The organism is Pseudomonas sp. B414, from assembly GCF_055408445.1.
This window is the reverse complement of record NZ_JBUZTQ010000004.1, coordinates 35,093-54,627: the sequence shown is the minus strand read 5'-3', so window position 1 is coordinate 54,627 and position 19,535 is coordinate 35,093. Positions and strand designations below refer to the sequence as shown.

General features: G+C 59.6%; 20 protein-coding genes and 1 pseudogene. 5 read left to right on the top strand and 16 right to left on the bottom strand.

Annotated elements, in window-relative coordinates; all coding sequences use genetic code 11:
• Positions 1-27 precede the first annotated feature (27 nt).
• From ACZRMH_RS04915 to ACZRMH_RS04905, 3 genes are all read left to right on the top strand, one after another.
• Complete coding sequence (locus ACZRMH_RS04915; protein WP_464012425.1) at positions 28-825, top strand: transporter substrate-binding domain-containing protein; 798 nt, start codon at positions 28-30, stop codon at positions 823-825.
• Between the two features lie 74 nt (positions 826-899).
• Positions 900-1,859, top strand: a complete 960-nt coding sequence (locus tag ACZRMH_RS04910) for an amino acid ABC transporter permease (RefSeq protein ID WP_464012594.1) — start codon at positions 900-902, stop codon at positions 1,857-1,859.
• The gene (locus ACZRMH_RS04905; protein ID WP_464012593.1) at positions 1,852-2,586 is read left to right on the top strand and encodes an amino acid ABC transporter ATP-binding protein; all 735 of its coding nucleotides are present in this window, start codon (positions 1,852-1,854) and stop codon (positions 2,584-2,586) included. Before ACZRMH_RS04910 ends, ACZRMH_RS04905 begins: the two co-directional genes overlap by 8 nt.
• 120 nt (positions 2,587-2,706) lie before the next feature.
• Here ACZRMH_RS04905 and ACZRMH_RS04900 read toward each other — a convergent pair.
• The 10 genes and pseudogenes from ACZRMH_RS04900 to ubiE form a co-directional block, all read right to left on the bottom strand.
• Positions 2,707-4,203, bottom strand: a pseudogene (locus tag ACZRMH_RS04900) (methyl-accepting chemotaxis protein); the annotation flags it as partial.
• 311 nt (positions 4,204-4,514) lie between these two features.
• Positions 4,515-5,225 carry a 16S rRNA (uracil(1498)-N(3))-methyltransferase gene (locus ACZRMH_RS04895; RefSeq protein ID WP_464012424.1) on the bottom strand — a complete coding sequence of 237 codons (711 nt, stop codon included), beginning with the start codon at positions 5,223-5,225 and terminating at the stop codon, positions 4,515-4,517.
• Positions 5,222-6,019: a twin-arginine translocase subunit TatC gene (gene tatC / locus ACZRMH_RS04890; protein ID WP_464012423.1), complete on the bottom strand. Its 798-nt coding sequence runs from the start codon at positions 6,017-6,019 to the stop codon at positions 5,222-5,224. The genes ACZRMH_RS04895 and tatC overlap by 4 nt, the downstream gene beginning before the upstream one ends.
• A 4-nt stretch (positions 6,020-6,023) precedes the next feature.
• A complete protein-coding gene (tatB, locus tag ACZRMH_RS04885; protein ID WP_464012422.1) occupies positions 6,024-6,422 on the bottom strand; it encodes a Sec-independent protein translocase protein TatB in 399 nt (132 codons plus the stop codon).
• 10 nt (positions 6,423-6,432) lie between these two features.
• Positions 6,433-6,711, bottom strand: a complete 279-nt coding sequence (locus tag ACZRMH_RS04880; protein WP_019825245.1) for a twin-arginine translocase TatA/TatE family subunit — start codon at positions 6,709-6,711, stop codon at positions 6,433-6,435.
• A 24-nt stretch (positions 6,712-6,735) separates the two neighbouring features.
• Positions 6,736-7,068: a phosphoribosyl-ATP diphosphatase gene (locus ACZRMH_RS04875; protein ID WP_095000832.1), complete on the bottom strand. Its 333-nt coding sequence runs from the start codon at positions 7,066-7,068 to the stop codon at positions 6,736-6,738.
• A complete protein-coding gene (gene hisI, locus ACZRMH_RS04870; protein WP_397455139.1) occupies positions 7,061-7,462 on the bottom strand; it encodes a phosphoribosyl-AMP cyclohydrolase in 402 nt (133 codons plus the stop codon). The genes ACZRMH_RS04875 and hisI overlap by 8 nt, the downstream gene beginning before the upstream one ends.
• A gap of 79 nt (positions 7,463-7,541) precedes the next feature.
• Positions 7,542-9,146 carry a ubiquinone biosynthesis regulatory protein kinase UbiB gene (gene ubiB / locus ACZRMH_RS04865; protein WP_464012421.1) on the bottom strand — a complete coding sequence of 535 codons (1,605 nt, stop codon included), beginning with the start codon at positions 9,144-9,146 and terminating at the stop codon, positions 7,542-7,544.
• Positions 9,143-9,766: a ubiquinone biosynthesis accessory factor UbiJ gene (locus ACZRMH_RS04860; protein ID WP_464012420.1), complete on the bottom strand. Its 624-nt coding sequence runs from the start codon at positions 9,764-9,766 to the stop codon at positions 9,143-9,145. The genes ubiB and ACZRMH_RS04860 overlap by 4 nt, the downstream gene beginning before the upstream one ends.
• Positions 9,766-10,536 (bottom strand): bifunctional demethylmenaquinone methyltransferase/2-methoxy-6-polyprenyl-1,4-benzoquinol methylase UbiE, encoded by a 771-nt coding sequence (gene ubiE / locus ACZRMH_RS04855; RefSeq protein WP_464012419.1) that lies wholly within the window; start codon positions 10,534-10,536, stop codon positions 9,766-9,768. The genes ACZRMH_RS04860 and ubiE overlap by 1 nt, the downstream gene beginning before the upstream one ends.
• 110 nt (positions 10,537-10,646) lie before the next feature.
• On the opposite strand from ubiE, the gene ACZRMH_RS04850 reads away from it, so the two are divergent.
• Positions 10,647-10,922, top strand: a complete 276-nt coding sequence (locus tag ACZRMH_RS04850; RefSeq protein WP_464012418.1) for a polyhydroxyalkanoic acid system family protein — start codon at positions 10,647-10,649, stop codon at positions 10,920-10,922.
• 168 nt (positions 10,923-11,090) lie between these two features.
• The gene (locus tag ACZRMH_RS04845; protein WP_464012417.1) at positions 11,091-11,804 is read left to right on the top strand and encodes a phasin family protein; all 714 of its coding nucleotides are present in this window, start codon (positions 11,091-11,093) and stop codon (positions 11,802-11,804) included.
• A 150-nt stretch (positions 11,805-11,954) separates the two neighbouring features.
• On the opposite strand, the gene ACZRMH_RS04840 is transcribed toward ACZRMH_RS04845, so the two are convergent.
• The 6 genes from ACZRMH_RS04840 to ACZRMH_RS04815 form a co-directional block, all read right to left on the bottom strand.
• On the bottom strand, positions 11,955-12,326 hold the full coding sequence (locus ACZRMH_RS04840; protein WP_464012416.1) for a gamma-butyrobetaine hydroxylase family protein: 372 nt from the start codon (positions 12,324-12,326) through the stop codon (positions 11,955-11,957).
• 111 nt (positions 12,327-12,437) lie between these two features.
• Positions 12,438-13,772, bottom strand: a complete 1,335-nt coding sequence (hslU, locus tag ACZRMH_RS04835; protein ID WP_083369675.1) for an ATP-dependent protease ATPase subunit HslU — start codon at positions 13,770-13,772, stop codon at positions 12,438-12,440.
• 68 nt (positions 13,773-13,840) lie between these two features.
• Complete coding sequence (gene hslV, locus ACZRMH_RS04830; protein ID WP_003438754.1) at positions 13,841-14,371, bottom strand: ATP-dependent protease subunit HslV; 531 nt, start codon at positions 14,369-14,371, stop codon at positions 13,841-13,843.
• A 243-nt stretch (positions 14,372-14,614) separates the two neighbouring features.
• Entirely contained in the window at positions 14,615-15,307 is a 693-nt protein-coding gene (locus ACZRMH_RS04825) for an SPOR domain-containing protein (protein ID WP_464012415.1), read from the bottom strand.
• A gap of 1 nt (position 15,308) precedes the next feature.
• On the bottom strand, positions 15,309-17,045 hold the full coding sequence (argS, locus tag ACZRMH_RS04820) for an arginine--tRNA ligase (RefSeq protein ID WP_464012414.1): 1,737 nt from the start codon (positions 17,043-17,045) through the stop codon (positions 15,309-15,311).
• Between the two features lie 121 nt (positions 17,046-17,166).
• Complete coding sequence (locus ACZRMH_RS04815) at positions 17,167-19,386, bottom strand: primosomal protein N' (protein ID WP_464012413.1); 2,220 nt, start codon at positions 19,384-19,386, stop codon at positions 17,167-17,169.
• Positions 19,387-19,535 lie beyond the last annotated feature (149 nt).

The following is a 19,535-nucleotide window of genomic DNA, read 5'->3' as shown; positions in this document are numbered from 1 at the left end:
AAATAAGTAGGTGAGGGGGAGTTGATGATGAAGAAGTTTCTGTCGAAACTGCTGGTCGGCGTCACTGCGGTACTTGCGTTCAACGCAGCCCATGCGGGCGCAATCGATGACGCGGTCAAGCGCGGCACGTTGAAGGTGGGCATGGACCCAACCTACATGCCATTTGAAATGACCAACAAGCGCGGCCAGATCATTGGCTTCGAAGTTGACCTGCTCAAAGCCATGGCCAAGGCCATGGGCGTCAAGCTGGAGCTGGTTTCCACCGGCTATGACGGCATCATCCCGGCCCTGATGACCAACAAGTTCGACATGATCGGCAGCGGCATGACCCTGACCCAGGAACGCAACCTGCGCCTGAACTTCAGCGAACCCTTCATCGTCGTGGGCCAGACCCTGCTGATCCGCAAGGAGCTGGAAGGCAAGGTCAAATCCTACAAAGACCTCAACGATCCGCAATACCGCCTGACCTCGAAAATCGGCACCACGGGTGAAATGATCGCCCGCAAGCTGATGTCCAAAGCCCAGTACCACGGCTACGACAACGAACCTGAAGGCGTGCTGGACGTGGTCAATGGCAAGGCTGATGCCTTTGTTTACGATGCGCCGTACAACGTTGTGGCGGTGAACAAGTTCGGCAACGGCAAACTGGTGTTCCTCGACCAGCCGTTCACCTACGAGCCTTTGGCCTTCGGTCTGAAGAAAGGTGACTACGACAGCATCAACTTCATCAACAACTTCCTCCACCAGATCCACGAAGACGGCACTTACGATCGCATCCATGACAAGTGGTTCAAAGACACCGCCTGGCTCAAAGACATGGAATAAGGCTGATTGAATCATCGCGGGCTTGCCCGCGATGATGGCCTCCCTAGCGATACAAGACGTGGAACCTGAAAGTGATCAAACAAAAAAAACTCCAGTGGCCCTGGCACGTATTGACCGTGCTGGTGCTCATCGGTCTGGCGGGTGCGTTGTATTACGCCACCTCGCTGATGTCCTACGAATGGCGCTGGAACCGTGTCCCGCAATACTTCGCCTATCAGGCCGAAGAGGCCCAGCGGGCGGCTGAGCATTCGACCATCATCGAACTGGTACGCAAGGGCGACACCGCCGAAGTGCTGCTGCGTGGCGAAGATGGCAATGAACAGCGTGTCACCGTTGCCGACAACAGCCTGCAACTGGCTGAAGGCGACGAAGTCGATGAAGGCGATGTGATTGGCGTTAACCGCCATTGGGCCGCCGGACCGCTGCTCTGGGGCTTGTGGACCACTGTCTGGCTGTCGCTGGTATCTGGCGTATTGGGTTTGATTATCGGGCTGGCCACCGGCCTGTGCCGACTGTCGAGTAACCCGACCCTGCGCGACCTCTCAACGCTGTATGTAGAACTGGTACGCGGCACGCCGCTGCTGGTACAGATTTTTATCTTCTACTTCTTTATTGGCACCGTACTCAACTTGTCCCGCGAATTTGCCGGTATTGCCGCGCTGTCGTTGTTTACCGGGGCGTACGTGGCTGAAATCATCCGCTCGGGCGTGCAGTCCATCGCCCGCGGGCAGAACGAAGCGGCCCGCTCTCTGGGCCTCAACGGCAGCCAGTCGATGCGCTATGTGGTACTGCCGCAAGCGTTCAAACGCGTGCTGCCGCCGTTGGCCGGGCAATTTATCAGCCTGGTCAAGGACACCTCGCTGGTGTCGGTGATTGCCATTACCGAGCTGCTCAAGAGCGGCCGTGAAGTTATCACCACCTCGTTTTCGCCGTTCGAAATCCTGTTCTGCGTAGCGGGCCTGTACCTGTTGATCAACCTGCCGCTGTCGCATTTCGCCAGCCGGCTTGAGCGGAGGCTTGCGCAAAGTGATTGAAGTTCGCGAACTGGTAAAAGTCTTCGACACCCGCGGGCATGTCGTGCGTGCCGTGGACAACGTCAGCACCACCGTGGCCCAGGGTGAAGTGCTGGTGGTGATCGGCCCGTCGGGCTCTGGCAAGTCGACCTTTCTGCGCTGCCTCAATGGCCTGGAAGATTTCGACTCCGGGTCTGTCAGCATTGACGGCCTGGACCTGGCCAACCCGAAAACCGACGTCAATGCCTATCGGCGTGAAGTCGGCATGGTGTTCCAGCATTTCAACCTGTTCCCGCATATGACCGTGCTGGAAAACCTGTGTCTGGCACAGAAAGTTGTGCGCAAGCGCGGCAAGGTTGAACGTGAGGCCAAGGCCCGGGCGTTGCTGGACAAGGTCGGTATCGGACAGAAGGCCAATGAGTACCCGTCGCGCCTCTCGGGTGGTCAGCAGCAGCGTGTGGCGATTGCCCGCGCGCTGGCGATGGAACCCAAGGTGATGTTGTTCGACGAGCCCACCTCGGCGCTTGACCCGGAAATGGTCGGCGAAGTGCTGGACGTGATGAAGACCCTGGCCCGCGAAGGCATGACCATGGTCTGCGTGACCCATGAAATGGGTTTTGCCCGTGAAGTGGCGAACCGCGTGCTGTTCTTTGACCACGGCAAGCTGCTGGAAGACTCCGCCCCGGAGGACTTCTTCACCTCGCCCAAAGATCTGCGCGCCCAGGCGTTTTTGCGGCAGGTGCTTTAAGAGCGCTCTCTACTGCTCATGTGGGAGTGGGCTTGCTCGCGATGCAAGCGGCGCGGTGTAACTGTAAAACCGCAGCGATTCGATCGCGAGCAAGCTCGCTCCCACAGGGGTTGTGTTGCTTTAGACCTTAAACCGCCCCACCAGCGTCTGCAAATGCGTACCCAAGCGCGCCAGCTCAACGCTGGAGGCCGCTGTCTCTTCGCTGGCCGCAGCGGTTTGCTCCGACACATCGCGCACATTCAATACGCTGCGGTTGATCTCCTCAGCCACGGCACTCTGCTGCTCGGCTGCCGCTGCGATCTGCTGGTTCATGCCCTGAATCGTCGACACCGTGCGGGTGATATTGCCCAGTGACTCGCCTGCGCGGCGGGTCAGTTCAACGCTGTTGTCGGTCAGTGCGCGGCTGCTGTCCATGCTGCTGGACACTTGCTGGGTACCGCTTTGCAGCCCCGCAATCAGCTCTTCGATCTCTTCCGTGGATTTTTGCGTGCGCTGCGCCAGGCTGCGCACCTCGTCGGCCACCACGGCAAAGCCACGACCGGCCTCACCCGCGCGCGCTGCCTCAATGGCGGCGTTCAGTGCCAGCAGGTTGGTTTGCTGGGCCACAGACTTGATCACATCCAGCACACTGCCAATCTTGTCGCTTTCGCGCTTGAGATGGCCCATGGCATCGGTGGAGTGACCGACTTCAATGGCCAGCTTTTCGATCTGGGCGAGAGCCTGCGCGACCACGTTGTCACCTTCGCGGGCCTGCTGGTCGGCAGCGAGCGCAGCCTCGGAGGCTTCTTCGGCGTTGCGCGCCACTTCCTGCACTGTCGCCGCCATTTCGTGCATGGCAGTAGCAACCTGATCGGTTTCGACTTTCTGGCTGTTGACCCCGGCGCTGGTTTGCTCGGTCACTGCCGAGAGCTCTTCGGCGGCGCTGGCGATTTGCGTGATGCCGTCGCTGATACCGCCAATCAATTCCCGCAGGCCGGCAGTCATACGCTGTATGGCTTGCTGTAGCTGGCCCAGTTCGTCGCGGCGATCAGTCTGGTGGTCATCGGTCAGGTCGCCCGCAGCGATACGCTCAACGGTTTTGAGGGTGCGTTGCAGCGGGGTAACGATCTGGCGGGTAATGACCCAGGCGGCAATGATGCCCAGCACCAGTGCCAGCAGTGTGCAACCGATCAGCAGGTCTGTGGCCTGGCGGCTTTCGTTGTTGCGTTTGGTCGCCTGCAGGGCCGAGAGCTTCTGGCTTTGCTCGATCAGTACATTGCCCTGTTGGTGCATGCGTTCAACGGCTTGATCAGCGGGTTGGGAGCCCTGGATAAGGTCGGCGAAGGCGCGTTTGTACTCGGCCACGGCGTTGAGTTGCTGATCGACCAGAATCAGGTCGTCGGGCGCCGTCAGTTGTTTGCGCGACAAATCCAGTGCGTGGTCCAGCTCGGTCAGTTGGGCGGTAACGCCGGCAAGAGCGCTTTCACCCGGGTGGCGTTCATATTCAAGGCGGGCGATGCGCAGGTCTTTGGTCAGGGTGATGATTTTCGAGATATTGGCCAGTTTGTCGCCACGGTCGATCACCGAGACCAGGCCATTCCAGCCGGTGGCGGCAATCAACAGGGTCAGCACCAGTACCAGTCCGAAGCCCAGACTGAGTTTGCGGTTGACGCTTATATTGCCGAGCAGTGTGGCCAGCCAACGGTACATGATGAAACTCCTTTACTAGCCGAGACTTGTGACGGTCTTTCTTGGGTTATCAGGGCATCGGCGCGTGGCGGGAGAACTGAAGGGCAGTGGTCGAATGTGTGACAGATGTCGCAGGTGTCACACACCCCTGTGGGAGCGGGCTTGCTCGCGATTGCATCGCTGCGGTTTGATAGTTACACCGCATCGCCTGCATCGCGAGCAAGCCCGCTCCCACAAAAAAGGGTGGGGTGTTTTGGAGGTCAGAACAACCGGGCGAGCAGGGCAGTGACTGCGGTTTCGACCCGCAGGATGCGTGCACCCAGTTGCACCGGCTGCAAACCGGCCTTGGCCAGCAAGTCGATTTCGTAAGGGATCCAGCCACCTTCCGGGCCGATGGCCAGAGTCACCGCTTCGTCCAGCCCGCGCGGGCAAGGCGGGTAATCCCCCGGGTGACCCACCAGGCCCAGGGTGCCTTCCACCAGCGCTGGCAGGCGGTCTTCGACAAACGGCTTGAAGCGTTTTTCGATAATGATTTCGGGCAAAACGCTGTCCCGTGACTGCTCCAGCCCCAGTATCAACTGCTCGCGAATGGCTTCGGGTTCCAGAAAAGGCGTCTGCCAGAAGCTTTTTTCAACCCGGTAGCTATTGACCAGAATGATCTTGGGTACACCCATCGAGGCCACGGTTTGCAGCACCCGGCGCAGCATCTTCGGGCGCGGCAGGGCCAGCAGCAGGGTCAGCGGCAGTTTGGCTGGTGGTGGCTGGTCCAGGCTGTGGATAATCAGCTCGGCCTCTTTGGCCTCCAAGCGCACCAGTTCGGCGTTGCCCATCAGGCCACCAATGCGGCCTACCCGAAGGCTGTCGCCGATCGCGGCACGGTGAACTTCCTGCATATGAGTCAGGCGCCGGTCGCGCAGGATCACGCGGTCGGCGGCAATGAAATCAGCCTCTTCGAGGAGCAGCAGGTTCACGCTTGTGGTGCTGGCGGTTGGGCGTCGTTATCGGCCGGTTGCTCGTCTGCGTCATCGCCACGCTTGTTTTTGCTGATCAGGCTGCCAAACAGGATGCCGATTTCAAACAGCATCCACATCGGGATCGCCAGCAAGGTTTGCGAGAAAATGTCGGGCGGGGTCAGGATCATGCCGACCACGAAGCAGCCGATGATCACGTACGGGCGAATCTTGCGCAGGTATTGCACGTCGACGATGCCGATCCATACCAGCAGCACCACGGCCACCGGGATCTCGAAGGCCACGCCAAAGGCAAAGAACAGGGTCATGACGAAATCAAGGTAGCTGCTGATATCCGTCATCATCGCCACGCCTTCCGGGGTGGCAGCGGCGAAGAACTTGAACACCAGCGGGAACACCAGGAAGTAAGCGAAAGCCATGCCGGCGTAAAACAGGAAGATGCTGGACACCAGCAATGGCACGGCAATGCGCTTTTCGTGCTTGTACAGGCCCGGCGCAATAAAGCCCCAGATCTGGTGCAGGATCACCGGAATGGCAATAAACAGCGAGACCATCATGGTCAGCTTGAGCGGCGTCAGGAACGGCGAGGCCACGTCGGTGGCAATCATCGTTGCGCCTACTGGCAGGTATTCACGCAGCGGCGTGGAAACCAGGGTGTAGATCTGCTGGGTAAAGGCGAACAGCCCGGCAAAGATAATGAAAATCGCCGCGATGCAGCGCAACAGGCGGGTGCGCAACTCGGAGAGGTGCGAGACCAGCGGCATTGGCTGGTCGTGTTCAGGCTTATCGCTCATGCGCTTAAGGGGCTCGCGGTGGCAGGGTGGGGTCGTGGGGCACTGCCGGTTGAGGCGCAGGGTCGGACGCGGTTTTGCCCAGGCTCACGGGCGCAGGGCTTGCAGGCTCGACGGGCGCTGGCGGTTCGGTCGGGGTTAGCGGCTTTACGGCGTCCTGCAGCGGAGCCAGAATTTTCTTGGCTTCCTCTTCCATCGACAGGATATGTTCGTTGTGCAGCTGCCGACGAATTTCGTCCGCGCCGATTTCCCGTTCAACTTCCTGTTTGATCGCATTGAAGCTGCGTTTCAGGCGCCCGATCCACAGGCCCGCCGTGCGCGCAGCGCCTGGCAGGCGCTCGGGGCCGAGCACCAGCAGGGCCACCAGGCCGACGAGCAGCAGTTCACTGAAGCTGATACCGAACATTAGTTTTGGCTCACACGTCTTTGCGGGTCGGCTCTTCGACTTTTTGCGCCTGCACGTCGATGGTGTGCGGCTCGTTCAGGGTCGAAGTGGTGTGCGGCTGTGGTGCGGCGGTTGGCTGCGCAGGCGGAACCACAGGCTCGGCGGGTTTTTCGTCGTCGTTCATGGCTTTGCGAAAGCCCTTGATCGATTCGCCGACATCAGTGCCCAGGTTTTTCAGTTTCTTGGTACCGAATACCAGGACCACGACTACCAGAATGACGATCCAGTGTTTCCAGTCAAAAATGCCCATGATGTGTTCCTTAGCAAAAGTGATTTAGGTGGACGGCCGTGAGGCTTTTTCCACGTGGCCAGAGGTACCGATACGACGTTCCAGCTCATCCAGTACGGCCTGAGGATGCTGCCCCAGCTGGGCCAGCATGATCATGCTGTGGAACCATAGATCGGCTGTTTCGTAGATCACATCGCTGCAATCACCGCTGATGGCAGCGTCTTTGGCGGCGATGATGGTTTCGATCGACTCTTCGCCGACCTTTTCCAGAATCTTGTTCAGGCCCTTGTGATACAGGCTGGCCACATAGGAGCTGTCGGGAGTCGCGCCTTTGCGCGCTTCGAGCACTTGGGCTACGCGGCTCAAGGTGTCAGTCATGGGAGTGCCCTGCGTGGTAAATGGCGTGGGGGTCTTTAAGCACCGGGTCGACGGTCTTCCAACCGGCGTTTTCGTACACGCGGTAGAAGCAGCTCTGACGGCCGGTATGGCAGGCGATATCACCGATCTGCTCAACCATCAGGATGATCACGTCGGCATCGCAGTCCAGGCGCATTTCATGCAGCTTTTGCACATGGCCGGACTCTTCGCCCTTGCGCCACAGCTTGCCACGGGAACGTGACCAGTAGATGGCACGGTTCTCGGCCGCGGTCAGGCTCAGCGCCTCGCGGTTCATCCAGGCCATCATCAGTACGCGCCCGGTTTTATGGTCCTGGGCAATCGCCGGCACCAGGCCGTCGCTGTCCCATTTGATCTCGTCCAGCCAGTTGTTCATGTTCGACTCCGACAACCTGCCTCAACCCTGTGGCTGAGGCCTGGTGAATTCACAGTTTGCCAGCCTCGCCCGGAGCTGGCTATCGGCGCACGATCAGATACAAGCCCACGGCCAGCATGATCCCCGCAGGCCAATAGCCCGCAGTGTGCAACGGTCCGAGGCTGGCCAGCAAGGCGCCTGCAGCCAGATGCCCGGCGCCGATCAGGCGCAGAAACCAGCCGTCGCGGGATTCGCGTACGATCAGTTGTTTGTTATTGGCGTGGGGTTGCGACATGCGTTCGAGCAAATCGCGGGTCATGCCGGCCAGATGCGGGATCTGCTCGACCTGGCTGTGCAGGTTGCGCAGCAGGGTCTTGGGGCTGACGCGCTCACGCATCCAGCGCTCAAGGAATGGCTGGGCGGTGTTCCACAGATCCAGGTCGGGGTACAGCTGACGCCCCAGGCCTTCGATGTTGAGCAGGGTTTTTTGCAGCAATACCAATTGCGGCTGGACTTCCATATTGAAGCGCCGAGCCGTCTGGAACAGGCGCATCAGTACCTGGCCAAAGGAAATTTCCTTGAGCGGCTTTTCAAAAATCGGCTCGCACACGGTACGGATCGCGGCTTCAAACTCGTTGAGCTTGGTATGCGCAGGTACCCAGCCCGAATCAATGTGCAACTGCGCCACACGGCGGTAGTCGCGCTTGAAAAAGGCAAACAGGTTGCGTGCCAGATAGTCCTGGTCTTCGGGAGTCAGGCTGCCGACGATGCCGCAGTCGATGGCGATGTACTGCGGGGCCCACGGGTTGACGGTGCTGACAAAGATATTGCCGGGGTGCATGTCGGCGTGGAAGAAGCTGTCGCGGAACACCTGGGTGAAGAAAATCTCCACACCGCGCTCGGCCAGCATCTTCATATCGGTGCGCTGATCGGCCAGGGCTTCGAGGTCGGTGACCTGAATCCCGTAGATGCGCTCCATCACCAGTACCTTGGGGCGACACCAGTCCCAGTAGATCTGCGGTACATACATCAGTGGCGAACCTTCGAAGTTGCGCTTGAGCTGGCTGGCGTTGGCCGCCTCGCGCAACAGGTCGAGTTCGTCGTAGATGGTTTTTTCGTAATCGCTGACCACGTCCACCGGGTGCAGCAGGCGGGCGTCGGCACTCAGGCGTTCGGCGGTTTTGGCCAGGATAAACAGCCAGGCCAAGTCAGAACCGATGATCGGCTTGAGGCCCGGGCGTACCACCTTGACTACTACTTCTTCACCGGTCTTGAGCTTGGCCGAGTGAACCTGGGCCACCGAGGCCGAGGCCAGCGGTTCGATATCAAAACGGCTGAACACTTCGCTGATTTTGGCACCGAGCTGCTCTTCGATCAGCTTGACTGCCACTTGCGGGTCAAACGGCGGCACGCGGTCCTGCAGCAGCATCAGCTCATCGGCGATATCGGCGGGCAGCAGGTCGCGGCGGGTAGAGAGGATCTGACCAAACTTGATAAAGATCGGCCCCAGGTCCTGCAACGCCAGACGCAGGGCTGCGCCGCGGCTCAGCTCCAGTTTTTTGCGCGGGAACCAGCGCCACGGCAGCGCATAGCGCAGTGACAGCATCCACCAGGGCAAAGGCAGGGCGAACAGCAGGTCATCCAGGCGGTAGCGAATGACGACGCGCTGGATACGGAACAAACGGCGTATGGCAAGCAGCTTCATGCGTTATCGCTGGAATTGAGGGATCGGGAAAGGCGCTCAAAACGCGCATCCAGGCGATCCAGGTCGAGTTTGAGTCGGTCGAGTTCATCAAAGCGCGCTTGCGCTTCACGTTCGCCGACCAGGGTGCGGGCTTCTTCGCTCAGGTATTCGGCCAGGTTCTGATTAAGGCTGGCGAACCCTTGCTGATACCAGTTGGCGCGGCTGCGCAGGTGACCGGCGATCAATGCCGTGGCAACCGGCCCGATCCAGTTCGAAAGTTCGTACTCCCAGTCCAGCTCCAGGTCTTGCAGCACTGCTGCCAGTTCCATCAGCACAGCGCTGTCGCCTTCAAGCTCGACTTCAGGGCTGTGCAGGATGGCGCTCTTGTCCTTGCTCAGGGCAAGGCGCAGCAGGCTGCTGGCCGGGGCACGCAGGGTACAGTCGGGCTCGGCCGCCCATTGGCTGGCCAGCATCAGGCCTTCATCGCTGGGCAGAATAAACAGGTGCAGCGACGGGCTCGCGCAATCGACGGCAATCAGTTTGCCGGTCAAAGGGCGCAAGCGCGCCAGGGCTGTGCTGTCCAGCCGCAGAACGCGGTTGACGCCGTTTTCGACGCTGGCGAGAAGGCCGCGCAGCAACATCAGGGCTTGATGCCGCGGTGCAGTGCGACGATGCCGGAGGTCATGTTGTGATAAGTCACACGGTCAAAGCCGGCCTCGACCATCATCGACTTCAGTGTTTCCTGGTCGGGGTGCATGCGGATCGATTCGGCCAGGTAGCGATAGCTGTCCGGGTCGTTGAGGATCAGCTTGCCCACCAGCGGCATAAAGGCGAAGGAGTAGGTGTCGTAAACCTTGGACATCAGCGCGTTGGTCGGCTTGGAGAACTCCAGCACCAACAGGCGGCCACCCGGTTTGAGCACGCGCAGCATGGAGCGCAGGGCGTCCTCTTTGTGGGTGACGTTGCGCAGGCCGAAAGCGATTGTTACGCAGTCGAAGTAATTGTCCGGGAACGGCAGCTTTTCAGCGTCGGCCTGAACAAACTCGATATTGCCGGCTACGCCCTTGTCCAGCAGGCGGTCACGGCCAACCTTGAGCATGGAGGCGTTGATATCGGCCAGTACCACCTGACCGGTCGGGCCGACCAGATGGGAAAACTTGCGGGCCAGGTCACCGGTGCCGCCAGCGATGTCCAGCACCTTGTTGCCCGGGCGCACGCCCGACAATTCGATGGTGAAACGCTTCCATAGACGGTGCATGCCGCCCGACAGAACGTCGTTCATCAGGTCATATTTGCCGGCTACGGAGTGGAAAACCTCGGCGACTTTCTCGGCCTTTTGGCTTTCTGGTACGTTTTTGAAACCGAAGTGGGTGGTGGGTTCGGCATCGCTGCCTTTGCGCTGATCAGTCATATCGCTGTCACCAAAAGAGAATGCTGGCCATTCTAATCCCGGTGGCCGACTTTGTCTTGGCGAGGGTCAATGTAAGTATAGTGGCGGCTTTATTTATCAGGAGTGATGCCATGGCGCGTATCAGCGTTGAACGTACCCATAGCCTGGGCCTTGAGGCCGCACGCGAGAAGGCTCAGCCACTGGTCGAGAAGCTGGCCAGCCAGTACGGGCTGACCCCGACATGGGCTGGGGACACGGTAAAACTCAAACGCTCAGGCGTGAACGGTACCCTGGAAATCGGCGAAAAAACCGTCAAGGTTGACGTTGAACTGGGGATGCTGATGTCAGCCATGAGCGGCATGATCCAGTCAGAAATCGAACGCTCGCTGGACAAAGCCCTGTCGTGATCTCCTGGTGCTGTCTGAGCGTTGCCGTGCAGCAGGTCATTTCGCTATGAGCCGCCTTGATACAAGGCGGTTTAGCGTCTAAACCTCAAGCAGGTGAGCACGTTGTTCATCTTGATGATTCGACGCCCATGCTCACTGGCGTCGCAACTGAACATTGAGGGAAACACGATGGCGGCCAAGAAACCGACGGCAAAAGACAGCAACTCATGGGTTGGCAAGGTTGAAGAGTATTCACGCAAAATCTGGCTGGCAGGTTTGGGTGTGTACTCCAAAATAGATGCCGACGGCAGCAAGTTGTTCGACACCCTGGTCAAGGATGGCGAAAAAGCCGAAAAATTGGCCAAGGATGCGGGCCACAAAGTAGCCGAAGGAGTCAAGGCATCGACCTCATCTGCACGCTCCCGGGTTGAAGACGTAAAAGACCTGGCATTGGGCAAATGGAGCGAGTTTGAAGAGGCATTCGACAAGCGTCTGACCAGCGCCATTTCGCGTTTGGGTGTGCCCAGCCGCGAAGAAGTGAAAGCGTTGCACGCTCAGGTGGACGTTTTGACCAAGCATATTGAAAAACTGACCGCTGCAGCTGCCAAGGTTGCGGCTACCAAAGCACCTGTGGCGAGCAAGCCTGCCGCGGCCAAGGTTGCGGCAAAACCTGTAGCAGCCAAGGCTGCTGCGAAACCGGCGGCCAAACCAGCGGCCAAGCCTGGCGCTGCGAAACCTGCGGCAAAACCTGCAGTGGCCAAGCCGGTCTCTAAACCTGCCGCCAAGCCGGTAGCAGCCAAAAAACCCGCAGCTGCGAAAAAGCCTGCAGCTCCTAAAAAACCGGCCGCAGCCAAAGCCCCAGCAGTAACTGCGCCACCGGCGTCGGTGACAACAACGTCATGACTGCTTTGTGAGCAAGCCCTGTGGGAGAGGGCTTGCCCGCGATGCAGGCAACTCGGTGTCTCTGGCATACCGCGGTGATGCTATCGCGGGCAAGCCCGGCTCCCACACAAAGCATCTCCCACAGAGAGTATCTGTGTCTGCCCGACTGCGTCACAACATCAACTTGACCACTGACTCTGAAGGGTCGCGCGACTTGCCGGCCTTTTTCAGTTCAGCCAGATAGTCCGCCCACAGTTCTTCCTGGCGCACGCCGAGTTGGTACAGGTATTCCCAGGTAAACAGGCCGCTGTCGTGACCATCATCAAATGTCAGCTTCAGCGCGTACTGGCCTGCTGGTTCGACCTTGCTCAAGCCGACATTGAGCTTGCCAAATTGCAGGGTCGGATTGCCGTGGCCCTGCACTTCTGCGGACGGGGAATGCACGCGCAACAATTCAGCTGGCAGGTGGTATTCCTCGCCGGACGGGTATTTAAGGGTGAGGGTCTTTGAGGCTTTGTGCAGGTTGATGGCGCTGGGGATCATGGTCGTAACCTTTGTGTATTGCACAAACAACGTAGCCGCTGGAACAGGCTGCGTAAAGGCCTTTGGCCTTGTCGCAACCTGCAGCAGCGGCTACAGGGTGTGCTCGCGGGCTTACAAGATGTAGCGCGAGAGGTCTTCGTTCTCGGCCAGTTCGCCCAGGTGGCTGTTCACGTATTCGGCGTCGATGCGAATCGGCTCTTCATTCTGTGCGCTGGCGATATCACCGGCACTGAAAGACACCTCTTCAAGCAAGCGCTCAAGCAACGTGTGCAGGCGACGGGCACCGATGTTTTCGGTCTTCTCGTTTACCTGCCAGGCAATTTCCGCCAGGCGTTTGATACCCTCAGGCATGAACTCGATGTTCAGGCCCTCGGTTTTCAGCAGCTCGCGGTATTGCTCAGTCAGCGAAGCGTGCGGCTCGCTGAGGATGCGTTCGAAGTCTTGTGGCGACAGTGCCTTGAGTTCAACACGAATCGGCAGACGGCCTTGCAGCTCGGGTACCAGATCGCTTGGCTTGCTCAGGTGGAACGCGCCGGAAGCGATAAACAGGATGTGGTCGGTTTTGACCATGCCCAGTTTGGTGTTGACGGTGCAGCCTTCGATCAGCGGCAGCAGGTCGCGCTGTACACCTTCGCGGGACACATCGGCGCCGCCGACATTGCCGCGCTTGGCAACCTTGTCGATTTCGTCGATAAACACGATACCGTGCTGCTCGACTGCTTCCAGGGCCTTGGCCTTGAGTTCTTCGTCGTTGACCAGGCGGCCGGCTTCTTCGTCACGCACCATTTTCAGGGCTTCTTTGACTTTCAGCTTGCGGCTCTTGCGCTTGCCTTTGCCCATATTGGCAAACAGGCTTTGCAGCTGGTTGGTCATTTCTTCCATGCCAGGCGGCGCGGAGATATCGACGCCGACAGCATCGGCCACTTCGATTTCGATCTCTTTGTCGTCCAGTTGGCCTTCACGCAGGCGCTTGCGGAACAGCTGGCGCGTGTTGGAGTCCTGCGGTACGGCCGCTTCCTCGCCGAAGGTGCGGGCAGGTGGCAACAGTGCGTCGAGGATGCGCTCTTCAGCGGCATCTTCAGCGCGGTGGCGAACCTTGACGATTTCCTGCTCGCGCAGCAGCTTGATTGCAGCGTCAGCCAGGTCACGGATGATCGATTCAACGTCACGGCCGACATAGCCGACTTCGGTGAATTTGGTGGCTTCAACCTTGATAAACGGTGCGTTGGCCAGTTTGGCCAGGCGACGGGCGATTTCGGTTTTACCGACACCGGTGGGGCCGATCATCAGGATGTTTTTTGGTGTGACTTCGACGCGCAGTTCTTCGGGCAGTTGCATCCGGCGCCAGCGGTTACGCAGGGCGATGGCAACGGCGCGCTTGGCGTCGTCCTGGCCGATGATATGGCGGTTGAGCTCGTGGACAATTTCGCGGGGAGTCATGGACATAATATTTGGCGTTCCTCTAGCAGAATCAAGGTTCACAAACGGGCCGTAAGACCGACCCGGCAGGTGACTTATTCAGCGAGGTCCTGCTCCTCAATAGTGATGTTGTGGTTGGTGAATACGCAGATATCGCCAGCAATACCGAGTGCTGTTTCAGCGATTTCGCGGGCCGACAGGTCGGTCTTCATCAGCAGGGCGCGGGCCGCTGCCTGGGCGAATGCACCGCCCGAACCCATGGCAATCAAGCCGTCTTCTGGCTCAACCACATCACCGTTGCCGGTGATGATCAGTGAGGCGTCTTTGTTGGCAACCGCCAGCATGGCTTCCAGGCGGCTCAGCGAGCGGTCGGTACGCCATTCTTTGGCCAACTCGACAGCGGCGCGAACCAGATGGCCCTGGTGCTTTTCAAGCTGGCCTTCAAAACGTTCGAACAAGGTAAATGCATCAGCGGTAGCACCGGCGAAACCGGCGATCACCTGGCCGTGATAGAGGCGTCGGACTTTTTTCGCGTTGCCTTTCATCACGGTATTGCCAAGGGAAACCTGGCCGTCGCCTGCCATGACAACTTTGCCGTGGCGGCGTACTGAAACGATGGTGGTCAAGGGAGAGTCTCCACGCAGCGGGGCGAAAATGCCTGATGGGGATACATATGGGGGTGGTCGCGGATTTTTCAACAGCGGGGAGGGAATGGGGATGAACGGGGGAGAAGGATTTGGCGACGGTGTTGTGGGAGCGGGCTTGCTCGCGATGGTATCGATATGGTCATCCAGACAGACCGCGTCGCATGCATCGCGAGCAAGCCCGCTCCCACAGGGGGGCGTGTAGCCCCGTGGGAGCGGCTGGGATCAGCGGCGTTGTTGCAACAGCAAATTATTGAAGCCACCGCCCGCCAATTGCTTTTGCGCCACGGTCAACTGGTCGCGATTGCTGAACGGGCCGACCAGCACCCGGTACCAGGTTTCGTCTTTTACTGTGCCGGCTTCAACCGTCGCGGTCTGGCCCAGCAGGAGGATTTGCGCCCGCACTTTTTCCGCATCCGCCTGTTTGCGGAACGAGCCCGCTTGCAGGAAGAACTTGGTCACCGGCGCTGCTTTGACAACCGGCGGTGCAGGTGGAGGGGTCAGGCCGTTCAAGGCGGCCTGGGCGCGTACCGTGTCGATTTTCGCAGCTTCGGCCGGCGTTACCGGTGCCAGCGGCGCAGTTTGCGGCGTAGGCGGGGTCTTCTCAGGCACGGCTTCGGGCGGCACGATCACTTCAGACTCGGGCAGCAGGGTATAGAAGTCGTACTTGGGCTTGACTGGCTGGGTCGGGCTCGGCGCGGTTTTGTTGGCTTCGGCCACTTTCGTGGCTTTCTGCTGCTCTTGCTTGACCCGTTTGACGTCGTCGCCCTGGCCAGGTTCGAGCTTCATCAGGAACACAATAAATGCGCCCACGGTCAGGCCAATGGCCATCCACAGCCAGCCTGGAATCGGCTTTTTCGCCGGTGCCTGATAACGGCTGGCGCCGCGCTTGGGTGCTGGTTTTTTCTTGGCGGCCAACTTACATGCGCTCCAGGGTTTCCAGACCCAGCAGTTCCAGGCCTTGCTTGAGGGTACGGCCTGCCAGTGCTGCCAGACGCAAGCGGCTCTGCTTCTGTGCTTCGTTTTCTGCGCTCAGGATCGGGCAGTTCTCGTAGAAGCTGGAGAACAGGCCGGCCACTTCGTACAGGTAAGTGCACAGAGTGTGCGGAGTGCCTTTTTCGGCCACGTTGTTCAGCACTTCACCGAACTGCGCCAGCTTGGCAGCCAGTTCCTGCTCTTGTGGGGCTTCAAGCACGATCTGGCCCTGCACTTCTTCAAAACCCTTGCCCAGCTTGCGGAACACGCCCGCAACACGGGTGTAGGCATAAAGCAGGTAAGGTGCAGTATTGCCTTCGAAGTTCAGCATCAGGTCGAAGTTGAAGCTGTAGTCGCTGGTGCGGTGCTTGGACAGGTCCGCGTATTTCACCGCGCCAATGCCGACAACCTTGGCGATGGCACGCAGTTCGTCTTCCGCCAGTTCCGGGTTCTTTTCTTTAACCAGGGTGTAGGCGCGCTCTTTGGCTTCATTGAGCAGGTCGACCAGTTTTACCGTGCCACCATCGCGGGTCTTGAATGGGCGGCCATCGGCGCCGTTCATGGTGCCGAAGCCCATGTGTTCCATTTCCATCGGGTGGGTGATGAAACCGGCCTTGCGCGCAACTGCAAACACTTGCTGGAAGTGCAGGGCCTGACGCTGGTCGACAAAGTACAGGGCGCGATCGGCTTTCAATACGCCGCTGCGATAGCGGATAGCTGCCAGGTCGGTGGTGGCGTAGAGATAGCCACCGTCGGCCTTGACGATGATCACCGGCAGCGGTTCGCCTTCAGCGTTTTTGAACTCGTCGAGGAACACGCACTGGGCGCCGTTGCTCTCGACCAGCATGCCCTTGGCCTTGAGGTCGTTGACCACGTTGATCAGGTCGTCGTTGTAGGCGCTTTCGCCCATTACGTCGGCCATGGTCAGTTTGACGTTTAACTGCTCGTAGATTTTCTGGCAGTGCGACAGCGAGATGTCCTTGAACTTGGTCCACAGGGCCAGGCAGTCCGTGTCGCCGGCTTGCAGCTTGACCACCAGGCTACGGGCGCGGTCAGCGAACTCTGGCGACTCGTCAAAGCGTTTTTTTGCGGCGCGGTAGAAGTTTTCCAGGTCAGACAGCTCGTCGCTGGTGATCGGGTTTTCTTCCAGGTAGGCCATCAGCATGCCGAACTGGGTGCCCCAGTCGCCCACGTGGTTTTGACGAATCACCTCGTCGCCGAGAAATTCCAGTACCCGGGCTACGCCGTCGCCAATGATGGTGGAGCGCAAGTGGCCCACGTGCATCTCTTTGGCCAGGTTGGGCGCGGACATATCGATCACGGTACGCATGGCCGGGGTGGCCTTGCGCACGCCGATTTTCTCGTCAGCCAGGGCAGCGTCCAGGCGTGAAGCCAGGGCCTGGGTGTTCTGGAAGAAGTTCAGGAAGCCGGGTCCGGCGATTTCGGTCTTGCTGATTTGCTCATCGGCCGGCAGGGCGGCGATGATTTTTTCCGCCAGGTCACGGGGTTTCATGCCCGCAGGCTTGGCCAGCATCATGGCGATGTTGCTGGCGAAGTCGCCGTGGGTTTTGTCACGGGCGTTTTCCACCTGAATCGCTGGCGTCAGGCCTTCAGGCAACACACCTTCTGTGACGAGTTGAGCTAGGGCTTGTTGGATCAGCTGGCGAATGGTGTCTTTCATGGTCTTCTCTTTCGACCGCAAGCGCGGTAGCGCTTCAGTGCGCAGGTGGAAAAACTGGGTATTATCCGTTGCCAGACCGGCCTTGCCAACCTTGGCAGTCGGGTTATGGATATGTGGTGCCTTAATATAGGTCTACCGGATCAACATCCAGCGACCAGCGTACCTGGCGACCACTGGGCATTTGTTCAAGGGCCAGCAGCCATTGGCTAAGCAATCGATGCAGCGGTGCGCGGGCGTTGGCTTGCAATAGTAGTTGAGCTCGGTAGCGTCCTGCCCTGCGTTCCATTGGCGCAGGTACTGGGCCTAGCAGTTCGATGCCGCTCAGGTTCAACTCACCCAGCAGGCGCTCGGCTTCGCTGCAGGCCTCATCCAGAAAACCTTCCGCTTGCCCGGGTTTATGGGCTTCGGCGCGCAGCAGGGCCAAATGGGCGAAAGGCGGCAACCCCGCAGCCCGGCGCTCGCTCAGGGCCTGTTCGGCGAAGGCGAAGTAACCCTGCTCGGTCAGCTGGATCAGCAACGGATGGTCGGCCAGGTGGGTCTGGATAATCACCTTGCCCGGCTCTTCAGCCCGACCAGCACGGCCTGCGACCTGCACGATCAACTGGGCCATGCGCTCGCTGGCGCGGAAATCACCGGAAAACAGGCCGCCATCGGCATCCAGAATCGAGACCAGTGTGACCCGGGGGAAGTGATGGCCTTTGGCGAGCATTTGTGTGCCGATCAAAATGCATGGCTGGCCCTTTTGAATCGTGGCAAACAGCTGGTTCATTGCATCCTTGCGTGAGGTGCTGTCGCGATCGACCCGCAGTACCGGGTAGTCAGGGAACAAAATCCCTAGCCGCTCTTCGGCGCGTTCAGTGCCTGCACCCACGGGGCGCAAATCAACCTTGCCACATTGCGGGCAGTTGCGCGGCACGCGCTCGACATAGCCGCAGTGATGGCAGCGCAGCTCGCCGGAGCGCTGATGAACGGTCATGCGCGCATCGCAACGCTGGCACTCCGACATCCAGCCACAGTCATGACACAGCAGCGTAGGGGCAAAGCCGCGGCGGTTGAGGAACACCAATACTTGTTGGCCAGCCGCGAGGGTCTGGCCGATGGCTTGTTGCATTGGCCCGGAGATGCCGCTGTCCAGCGGACGGCTTTTTACATCCAGGCGCAGGAAACGGGGTTGTTTGGCACCGCCCGCGCGCTCGTTCAGGCGCAGCAAACCGTATCGGCCGGTGTAGGCGTTGTGCAGGCTTTCGAGTGAAGGTGTCGCGGAGCCAAGCACGATCGGGATGTTTTCCTGCCGGGCTCGTACCAGTGCCAGGTCGCGGGCGTGATAGCGCAAACCTTCCTGCTGTTTATAAGAGCCGTCGTGCTCTTCGTCGATAATGATCAGCCCCGGGTTTTTCATCGGGGTGAACAGCGCCGAGCGGGTGCCGATAATAATGTCGGCTTCGCCATCCCGTGCCGCCAGCCAGCTTTCCAGGCGTTCGCGGTCATTGACCGCCGAATGCACCAGGGCGATACGGGCATTGAAGCGCTGCTCAAAGCGGGCCAGCGTTTGCGGGCCCAGGTTGATCTCCGGGATTAACACCAGCGCCTGCTTGCCGGCCTGGAGGGTTTCGCGGATCAGTTGCAAATACACTTCGGTCTTGCCGCTGCCGGTGACCCCGGCCAGCAAGAAGGCATGGAAGTGATCAAAGCCTGCGCGAATAGCTTCGTAGGCCGCGCGTTGCTCGTTATTGAGCGGCAACTCGGGCTGGGCCAGCCAATGTTCATGGCGCTCACTGGGCGCGTGGCGGCGGATCTCGACAGTCACCAGCTCTTTGGCCAGCAGCAGGTCGAGGCTGTCCTTGCTCAGCATCAACTTGCTTAACAGTTGATGCGCCACGCCGTGGGGGTGCTGGGCGAGGGTGGCCAGGGCTTCACGCTGACGCGGTGCACGGGCTACACGGGGGTCGTCAAGGCGGGCACCGGGGGCAATTTGCCAGAACCGCTCCTGACGTGTTTCGGCCAGTTCGCCCTGGCGCAGCAACACCGGCAGCGCCCAGCTGAGGGTGTCGCCCAGGCTGTGCTGGTAATACTGCGAGGTCCACAGGCACAGCTTGAATAAAGAAGCCGGCAGCGGTGGGGTTGCGTCGAGCAGGGCGATGGCGGGCTTGAGCTTGTCGGCTGGTACTTCGCTGTGATCGACCACTTCGACCAGAATACCGATCATCTCGCGCCGTCCGAACGGCACCCGCAGGCGCATGCCGGGCTGTAACTGACTGCGCAGCACGCCGGCAGGCGCCCGGTAATCAAACAGGCGGCGCAAGGGGGAAGGCAGGGCAAGGCGCAAAATGGCGTCGGGCACGCGGGGCTCTCAAGTGATGAACGGCAAAGATGGCCCGGAGCCTAGCAGACAAAGCCCTTCGGGACTAAAAGGCCGGGTACTGAAAGATGAATGATTTTGGGTGGAGCATGCTTGGCCGCTTGCGTCAATGCAAAGGTCTGGTATTATCG